Source organism: Synechococcales cyanobacterium T60_A2020_003 (genome assembly GCA_015272205.1).
Lineage (GTDB): Bacteria > Cyanobacteriota > Cyanobacteriia > RECH01 > RECH01 > JACYMB01.
Genome location: JACYMB010000279.1, coordinates 1 through 6997 on the forward strand (window position 1 = coordinate 1; position 6997 = coordinate 6997).

7 protein-coding genes are annotated in these 6997 nt (G+C 49.0%); 4 read left to right on the forward strand and 3 right to left on the reverse strand.

Annotation, left to right across the window (positions count from 1 at the left end; translation table 11 throughout):
* Positions 1–404: 404 nt before the first annotated feature.
* The 3 genes from IGR76_13770 to hemF all read right to left on the reverse strand — a co-directional run bounded on the left by IGR76_13770 (position 405) and on the right by hemF (position 2940).
* Positions 405–1130, reverse strand: coding sequence for a photosystem II biogenesis protein Psp29 (locus IGR76_13770; protein MBF2079545.1), 726 nt, complete (start codon positions 1128–1130; stop codon positions 405–407).
* A gap of 75 nt (positions 1131–1205) precedes the next feature.
* The gene (locus IGR76_13775) at positions 1206–1574 is read right to left on the reverse strand and encodes an STAS domain-containing protein (GenBank protein ID MBF2079546.1); all 369 of its coding nucleotides are present in this window, start codon (positions 1572–1574) and stop codon (positions 1206–1208) included.
* A gap of 331 nt (positions 1575–1905) precedes the next feature.
* Entirely contained in the window at positions 1906–2940 is a 1035-nt protein-coding gene (gene hemF, locus IGR76_13780; GenBank protein ID MBF2079547.1) for an oxygen-dependent coproporphyrinogen oxidase, read from the reverse strand.
* A 391-nt stretch (positions 2941–3331) separates the two neighbouring features.
* On the opposite strand from hemF, the gene IGR76_13785 reads away from it, so the two are divergent.
* The 4 genes from IGR76_13785 (at position 3332) to IGR76_13800 (ending at position 6892) form a co-directional block, all read left to right on the forward strand.
* On the forward strand, positions 3332–3910 hold the full coding sequence (locus tag IGR76_13785) for an SRPBCC family protein (protein ID MBF2079548.1): 579 nt from the start codon (positions 3332–3334) through the stop codon (positions 3908–3910).
* Positions 3911–4183: 273 nt separating this feature from the next.
* On the forward strand, positions 4184–5245 hold the full coding sequence (locus IGR76_13790; GenBank protein MBF2079549.1) for an Mrp/NBP35 family ATP-binding protein: 1062 nt from the start codon (positions 4184–4186) through the stop codon (positions 5243–5245).
* A 95-nt stretch (positions 5246–5340) separates the two neighbouring features.
* Positions 5341–6600 (forward strand): rod shape-determining protein RodA, encoded by a 1260-nt coding sequence (gene rodA, locus IGR76_13795; GenBank protein ID MBF2079550.1) that lies wholly within the window; start codon positions 5341–5343, stop codon positions 6598–6600.
* A 100-nt stretch (positions 6601–6700) separates the two neighbouring features.
* On the forward strand, positions 6701–6892 hold the full coding sequence (locus tag IGR76_13800; protein ID MBF2079551.1) for a DUF3252 domain-containing protein: 192 nt from the start codon (positions 6701–6703) through the stop codon (positions 6890–6892).
* The last annotated feature ends 105 nt before the right edge of the window (positions 6893–6997 follow it).

Below are 6997 nucleotides of genomic sequence, written 5' to 3' on the forward strand. Positions count from 1 at the left end.
AGGAATTCCTGACATTACGAGGCTTCACAGACATCACGAACTAGAAGACCAGTGCTCAAACTCCCCAGATTTACGCCTGCGCTTGGGTAAAGGCAGCTTACAGCGGGTGCGTGAGAACTATTTTGATTGGGATGCAAAAGTGGATCGGGTCATTGAAATTTTTCGGGATGTTCTTGGGGACGGATCCCTAACCGACGATCAACCTCAATTAAGTCTCGAATCTGAACACGAACCTTTGAGAGATTTAAGTTTAGCCTCATCGGTAGCCACTCCAGGCTCATAACCATTATCCCCTTTGCTCCCGTCTTCAAGCCAACGTGTGGGAGGCATTGATGGTAGGACTCTAAACAAAACCAGCGAGCAAGCTCACTGGTTCAAAACTATGCAGAATTCACATCCGTGCCTTAAGCGTTAGATTCCTCTGTTGTCTCACTACTGGAAGTAGAGATCGCCTCTCGTTTTGCTTTCTCCTGAGCACGCTGCTCTTTCTTCTTTCGATCAGCGGCCAACACGTCAGCCAATACCGCTTGAGCCTGCACCATTTTTTCCAAATTGCTGCGATAAAGCTCTAAATCTTTTTTGCACTTGTCAGCCACTATATGCAACGGTTCACTCAGACGATCGACGATTTCGTTTAAGCGCTTTTCATCGGTCGTGACAGCGCTATCAATTTGCTCAATCACGGCATACAACCCAATGGCAAACAATCGGCTGTACTTAAATCGCGAGCGGTGGGCGATCGCCTGCAGAGTTGACTTCAAGATACCGTCTGGTGCAGCCCCATTTGCTGCAGCGTCTATTAAAGAGTCTGAGGTGTAGCTTGCTGCATCAGCCTTGATTTGCGCTGCGTCTTGTCGAACTTGTTGCGGATTCGATTCCACCGACTGACATAGAGCGACAAAGATCGAATTCTGATCGGCTTCTGGCTGATAGCCCTGCATGAAGCGATCGAATGACGTTACGACACCAAGAGCATAGATGGGATCGTACTGAAAATCCGAATTCACTGAAAGCAGATGCATTTCAACCATTAACTCCTCTACGACTCTTCGATAAAGAGAGTTAATCGGTCGAGTATGCAGCGTGTAGAAGGAACGCTTAGTGTCAGATACAGTGCGGACGTTATTCACAGCAGGGTCTCAATGCATTAATTGGGTTAAGTACCTTTCATTGTCCCGCTTGCTGGAGATTTTGCCAAGATTCCCCTAACTTGACACGTTGTTCGCAAGCCCTTCAATTGCCTCAGCCTGCGTATCAAAAATCTCAAACACTGAATCCATCATCGTCACTTCGAAAACAAGTTTAGCTTCTGGATGCACGTTGCACAGACGGAAGGAACCCCGTCGCTTATCAGCATCGCGCATTCCGGCGACTAGTGAGGTGAGGCCAGAGCTATCAATAAAGCTAACCTGACTCAAGTTGACAATAATATGAGGGCTCACGGTAGAAATGCACTCTTGCAATTGCAGGCGGAACTGCCACGCGGTTGTGATGTCTAAGCGTCCACTTGGAGCCATAATCACAATCTGTCTACCATCGGGCGTGGTGTGAATCGTTTGATCCATGGAGGCCACTGATTTGTCTTGGATAGGACTCACAATCAAGTCGGGGATAGGTGACGTGTAAGAAGCCAAGAACTCAGATACTTGATGCTAGCGATCGCCTCGAACCCTAGGGTGACACCTCGATAGCGTCTACGTCTGATTGGCCTAATCTTGTCAATATCCTAACCTTAGTGCTGCAAAGTTACCCCCGTAGATTGCCCCAATTCAATGGGGCCAATCACTACTTGGACGATTCTCTGTATCCCCGACTTATCAGGGAAATTGCGGAGAGCTGCATCACAGCTTAACGTTTTCTTCAGGGAGCCCTTACTGGGACAAGCTCTCCAGCACTATAGGGAAATCACGAGTCCCAGCTTAGCCAATCTTGCGGCTTGAGGAAAACCTCATAGAGCTTGGATTCAGGACTACCGGGTTCGGGCTGATATCCGTACTCCCAGCGGACTAGCGGGGGAAGCGACATCAAGATAGATTCGGTTCGACCATTTGTTTGTAGGCCAAAGATAGTGCCCCGATCGTAAACCAAGTTGAATTCTACATACCGTCCCCGACGATACAGTTGGAACTGCCGTTCGCGATCGCCATACTCGGTATTTTTCCGACGCTCCACAATGGGGATATAGGCGGGCAAAAACGCTTGTCCACAATCCTGAACAAACGCAAACAGGGATTCCCAACTACGAGGTCCGACCACGCCAACGGCATCGCTGTAGGCAGCGGCTTCCCCTTGAGGATCGGGGCCGTGGTAAAGCTTAGCTGGACGGCCATCCTGGTAATCGAAGAAAATACCTCCTACCCCACGCGTCTCGTTGCGATGCTTAAGGTAGAAATATTCATCACACCACCGCTTAAAGGCCGGGTAGTACTCAGGATGATGTTTATCGCACGCGTCCTTTAGAGTCCGGTGCAGGTGAATAGCGTCTTCCGCAAAGGGATAGTAAGGGGTTAAGTCTAACCCCCCACCAAACCACCAGACTGGCCCTGCTTCAAAATAACGGTAGTTGAGATGAACCGTTGGAACGTAGGGATTACGGGGATGCAAGACCATGGAAGTGCCCGTGGCATAAAACTCATGTCCAGCAGCTTCTGGGCGCTGCGTCAGGATCGAGGGAGGTAAATTTTTGCCCCAAACTTCCGAAAAATTGACACCCCCTTGTTCGAATACACCCCCGTCCCGAATGACACGCGAACGACCGCCCCCGCCTTCTTCACGTTCCCACGCATCCTGATGAAAGGTTTCAGATCCATCTAGTGTCTCTAGCCCTTGACAAATTTCATCTTGAAGCGTTTTCAAAAAAGCACTGACACGGTCACGAGAATCGACAGGTGGCAACTGGGTTGAGGAGACACTTGTATCGGGAGTTGAAAGATTGACCATATGACTTAATCCGGGGTCTTGAAACCATTTTACTAAACCCTATTCCCAGGAAAAACGAACAGCTCAATCATGAACCAGTGGAGCGATCGCCCCTCTATCTGGGAAAAGATACGAATCTAGCCTATCTTGGATTGGTCGCCTTCATATGATTGGCTAAAGGAATGTAACAAATGAAGTTATGACTCGAACTTGATGTAGTTCTAGGTGCGGTTTCAGCACGATTAAAGACTTCCGCCTCAGGCACGGTCAGTCTCCATCTTGTTGGATCTGTAAGGATTTTATTCAGTTGAAACCAGACGGTAGAATAAAAGCTGGCAAACCGATAGATTTTTACCGTCGCTCTGGGGGTGTATCGTACACCTAAGCCAGATGAGCAGAGGAGAGCTGTTCCATGTTTGACTTTCTAGCCAAATGTTTTCCCTGGAAAATATCTGCCCGTCGCTCTTTCGTCAGAACCTATCAGGCTATTAGTACTGCTTCTGTCGATGCTCTTTGGCAAAAAGTAGAGAACTTGGCCGACGTATCCTGGCATCCAGTCATTATCAGCACAAATGCCCCCAATGGCTTATTACCAACACCCGGCCTGATTTACCAGGCCGTTACCTGTTTTTTTCCAATTCCCATTCGCATTTTTGTGGAGCGTGTAAATCCGAGAGAACTTCTGAGTATCCGCATTTTGGCGCTACCAGGACTAGAGGAGCGAGTGACATACCAAGTAGAGTCAACGGTGTGTGGGACACAAATTTCCTATTCCGTAACCTTGCGCGGATGGCTCTCCCCCTTGGTGTGGTCAGTCATACGTCCCTATGCAGCACGGGTCGCTAGCCAACTTGCCCAAGCTGCTGAGCAGGATCTGCTCAAACCAAGGCTAAATAAACGTTCGGAAAAACTCCAGCAGAACTTCCGAGATCTATTCGGACTCTTTGTAGCCTGTCTAGGACTCAGCTATGGAGTAGCTCACTACTACTGATAGTGATCCCCGTTACATAGCCCAGCCGCTTTCCAATGTCCAAGTTTTTAGAACCTTGAGTACAGCAATTGCAGGAAGTTATAGATGCTTGGGTGCGAATCTTTGTCATCGCAGCTTAAGATTAGCTTTAGGGATTGCTCTAGGAATTAATTCCTAGAGATGACGCTAAGGGGGCGATCGCAAATTTTAGATGTCGTTAGCCTCCATCGTTTTTCCCTAATCCACCACCTTGGATGAGAACCCTTACCACTCGCAATGAAGCGTATGTCGAACGTGCTTGATCCCCAGTCCGTCCTCGAAGTTTTGCGACCTGTCCAAGATCCCGAACTCCAGAAAAGCCTGGTAGACCTTAACATGATCCGAAATGTTACGGTCACTGATGGAAACGTAAGCTTTACGCTAGTTCTCACCACTCCAGCCTGTCCTCTGCGAGAGTTTATTGTGGATGATTGTAAAAAGGCGGTACAAAGTCTACCGGGAGTGCAACAGGTCTCAGTCGAGGTTACCGCCGAGACACCAAGTCAGAAATCCTTACCCGATCGCCAAGGCGTTACGGGGATCAAAAATATCATCGCCGTTTCCAGTGGAAAAGGTGGGGTTGGCAAAAGCACAGTTGCGGTCAACATTGCAGCAGCTCTCGCCCAAAGCGGCGCTAAGGTTGGGTTGCTGGATGCCGATATCTATGGCCCCAATGCCCCCCTCATGTTAGGTCTCAGTAATGCCAAAATTGCCGTTCAGCAAGGGCAATCCGGCGAAATTCTAGAACCAGCCTTCAACCACGGCATTAAGCTGGCTTCCATGGGTTTTCTCATTGATCCGGATCAACCTGTGATCTGGCGGGGGCCAATGTTAAACGGCATCATCCGTCAGTTTTTGTATCAGGTGAACTGGGGAGCGTTGGATTATTTAATTGTTGATCTCCCCCCCGGAACCGGAGATGCTCAACTCACCTTGGCCCAAGCCGTACCGATGGCGGGGGCTGTGATTGTTACCACGCCTCAAGCGGTTGCCCTGATGGATGCTCGGCGAGGACTACGCATGTTCCAACAGTTGCAGGTACCTGTCCTGGGCATCGTGGAAAACATGAGCTACTTCATACCGCCAGATCTGCCAGAGCGCCAGTACGATATTTTTGGGTCAGGGGGTGGCGAAAAAACCTCAACGGAATTAGGATTGCCCCTGCTCGGTTGCGTTCCCCTCGAAATCCATTTGCGTGAAGGAGGGGATGCTGGAATTCCTATCGTTGTGGGTAAACCAGAATCTGCTTCGGCAAAAGCGCTAGTGGCCGTTGCTCAGAGGGTCGCCGCCAGGGTTTCCGTGGCTGCCTTAGCCTAAACCATGTCTCTAAAATTTACTGCTCATCTGGCGCAGCAACGTGATGACGCGTCATTCGTCGTAACTATTTCTATCTTCTTTTTTCACCAAACCCCATGCTTCAACGATCGATAAACCAGTCTCAGTCTCGATGGAAGTTTTTGTGGCAACCGTGGCAAGATATCGACTGGCTGCTTCTCATTGCGGTCGTTGGGATCACAATTTTTGGTGGTATTGTCATTCGCAGTACAGAGCTATCTGAACAGCTCACAGACTGGCGGCAACACTGGATTATTGGAGGCATTGGGTTAGTCACTGCCATGGCCTTAGCGCGATGGCGCTATGACAACCTGACGCGCACATTTTGGATCATATACGCGCTGACTAATCTTTCCCTGCTGTCGGTCATATTTTTGGGTACTGAAGCGCTAGGGGCACAGCGCTGGATTACGATTGGGGGATTCAATATTCAGCCCTCTGAATTTGCCAAAATTGGCATGATTATTACGTTGGCGGGGCTCTTACACGAACGAACAGCCTCTACCATTCCGGCAATTGTTCAGACCCTATCTATTGCGGCTGTGCCTTGGTTCTTAGTTTTTATCCAGCCCGATTTAGGCACTTCTCTGGTATTCGGTGCCATTACGCTGGTAATGCTGTACTGGGCTAATGCCAATCCGGGCTGGCTTGTATTGATGATTTCGCCTTTGGTGTCGGCGATCTTATTCAGCGTTTTCTTCCCGGCTTGGGTGGTTTGGGCCATATTGATGGGCGTAATTGCCTGGAAGACGATGCCTTGGCCGTTTTACAGTACGGTAGGGGCAATGTTAGTGAATTTGGCATCCGGAGGATTGGGACAAGTTTTCTGGAACCTCTTGCAGGATTATCAAAAGGATCGTCTGATTTTGTTCCTTGACCCAGATAAAGATCCGCTAGGGGGTGGATATCACCTGATTCAGTCTCGGATTGCGATTGGGGCAGGGCAACTTTGGGGACAAGGGCTTAACCAGGGGACGCAAACCCAACTCAGCTTTATTCCGGAGCAACATACAGACTTCATTTTTTCAGCCGTAGGTGAAGAACTAGGGTTTGTGGGCTGTATGGCGATGCTGATTGCGTTTTGGCTCATTTGCTTGCGGCTAGTTCTGATTGCCCAGAATGCCAAGGATAATTTTGGGTCGCTCCTAGCCGTTGGGGTATTGGCGATGCTCGTATTCCAGGTACTTGTGAATATTGGAATGACGATTGGACTAGCACCAGTAACTGGAATTCCCTTACCTTGGATGAGCTATGGACGCTCTGCTCTACTGACTAATTTTATTGCCATTGGACTTGTGGAATCGGTTGCCAATCATCGCCATCGTCTAAGGTTTTAGCAGGGTTTATCAATTCTGATGGTTGAGGCATGGCTTGAGTCGTTTATCCTCCAGTATTCTGGATAGAGAGTTGTCTACACTACGTACCCCAGTTAACACTATGATTTTTCCAGGTTCTGCTGTTCGCGTTGTAAACGCAGATGACACTTATTATGGTTTTCAGGGCCTTGTGCAGCGTATAAGCGGTAGCAAGGTAGCCGTCCTGTTTGAAGGGGGGAATTGGGATAAGTTAGTCACCTTCAATCTGTCAGAACTAGAGTTGGTTGATGCCAAGGCAGGCCGGAAGAAGTAGAATTCCTTTTTGAGTCTGATACGCTTTGAGGACTTAGACCCAACCGTGAATTCAATCCCTGCGGGTCGATTCCCCGCCGCTCTGCGGCGTAAAATGCCAGGATGA

Bases quoted from the DNA above. Each gene is read 5' to 3' on its own strand.
- IGR76_13800 (MBF2079551.1), top strand. From the start codon at position 6,701: ATGATTTTTCCAGGTTCTGCTGTTCGCGTTGTAAACGCAGATGACACT.
- hemF (MBF2079547.1), bottom strand. From the start codon at position 2,940: ATGGTCAATCTTTCAACTCCCGATACAAGTGTCTCCTCAACCCAGTTG.
- rodA (MBF2079550.1), top strand. From the start codon at position 5,341: ATGCTTCAACGATCGATAAACCAGTCTCAGTCTCGATGGAAGTTTTTG.
- IGR76_13785 (MBF2079548.1), top strand. From the start codon at position 3,332: ATGTTTGACTTTCTAGCCAAATGTTTTCCCTGGAAAATATCTGCCCGT.